A 1,505-nucleotide genomic window follows, 5' to 3' on the forward strand; every position below is an offset into this window, starting at 1 on the left:
GGGCTATGGCTGGGTCTGGTGGCGGGCCATGCTGGGTGTGCTGCGGTCGACGCCGGTCGGTCTTAGTGCTTGTGAGCCTGTTCACGAGCTTGGCGTGGAGGGCTTCCACGGGGACCGTGGATTGGTGCTTCGAGCCCGCCTAGGAGATTCCTGATCTACCTTTCCCTCCCCGCAGCGCGTGACGTCGACAGCCGTCGGCGCCGGAGGATCTGGGGTCGGAGGAGACCATGGACGCGGCAGAGGGAATGGACGTGCTGCATCAGTGCTGCGCGGGAATGGATATCTCGAAGGCGGACGCGAAGGTATGCCTGCGCACGCCATCGACGGGCGGCAGGTTCAAGCAGACGATCACCACCTACGGGGCGACCAGCGGCGAGGTCCTGCGGCTGCGGCGCGACCTCGAACAGGCGCAGGTGTCGCTGGTGGTGATGGAAGCGACCGGCGACTACTGGAAGCCGTTCTTCTTCCCGCTGGCCGAGACGCTGTCCGTGGAGCTGGTGAACGCGAAGCAGGCCAGGAACATCCCGGGCCGGAAGACGGACGTGTCGGACGCGGCATGGCTGGCGAAGCTGGCCGCGTACGGGCTGCTGCGGGCCTCGTTCGTGCCCGAGGAACCGATCCGGCAGCTGCGAGACCTCACCCGCGCCCGCTCCGCGCTGGCGCAGGAGCAAGTGCGGGAGTTCTCCCGGCTGGAGCGGATGCTCGAAGACACCGGCATCAAGCTCTCCAGCAAAGCGTCCTCGCTGACGACGAAGTCCTCCCGGACGATCCTGGAAGCGCTCATCGCCGGCGCTCATGATCCGGCCGTGCTGGCCGAGTTCGCGACCCGGCAGATGCGCGAAGACATGCCGGGCCTGCTGGACGCGCTCACGGGCCGCTTCACCGAGCACCACGCGTTCATGGCGCGGCTGCGGCTGGACCGCATCGATGACCTCGACCGCAGCATCGGCGTCCTGGACGCGCGGATCGATCAGGTGATCGAACCCTTTCGCGACGCCCGGGAGCTGCTGACCACGATTCCCGGGATCTCGATGATCGTCGCGGCCGTGATCATCGCTGAGACCGGCGGCACGATGGACGCGTTCCCGACCCCCGGGCATCTGGCCTCGTGGGCGGGCCTCTGTCCGGGCCAGAACGAGTCCGCCGGCCGTGTCAAGAGCACCAGGACACGGCCCGGGAACCGCTATCTGAAGGGCGCGCTCGGCATCGCAGCGATGTCCGCCACACGGTCGAAGCACACCTACCTGGCCGCCAAATACCGACGCATCCAGGCCCGCAATCGCAAGCGCTCGCTCATCGCGCTCGTCGCGATCGAGCACACCATCCTCGTCGCCGCCTGGAAGATGCTCACCACTGGCGAGGCCTGGCACGAGCTCGGCGTCGACTACTACGACCACCGCAACCCCGACCAGATCAAACGACGCGCGCTCCGCAGCCTGCGCGGCCTCGGCTACGACGTCGACCTCACACCAGCAGCCGCATAGCTCACGTCACTTTCCTAGGAG

Annotated in this window: 1 protein-coding gene; it reads left to right on the forward strand. The window is 67.5% G+C overall.

All coding sequences use genetic code 11. The features are described from left to right. Positions 1-245 precede the first annotated feature (245 nt). Positions 246-1,484: an IS110 family transposase gene (locus tag ACJJVL_RS03450; RefSeq protein WP_405216919.1), complete on the forward strand. Its 1,239-nt coding sequence runs from the start codon at positions 246-248 to the stop codon at positions 1,482-1,484. Positions 1,485-1,505: the final 21 nt, after the last annotated feature.

This window comes from Agrococcus sp. Ld7, assembly GCF_045064095.1.
GTDB lineage: Bacteria > Actinomycetota > Actinomycetes > Actinomycetales > Microbacteriaceae > Agrococcus.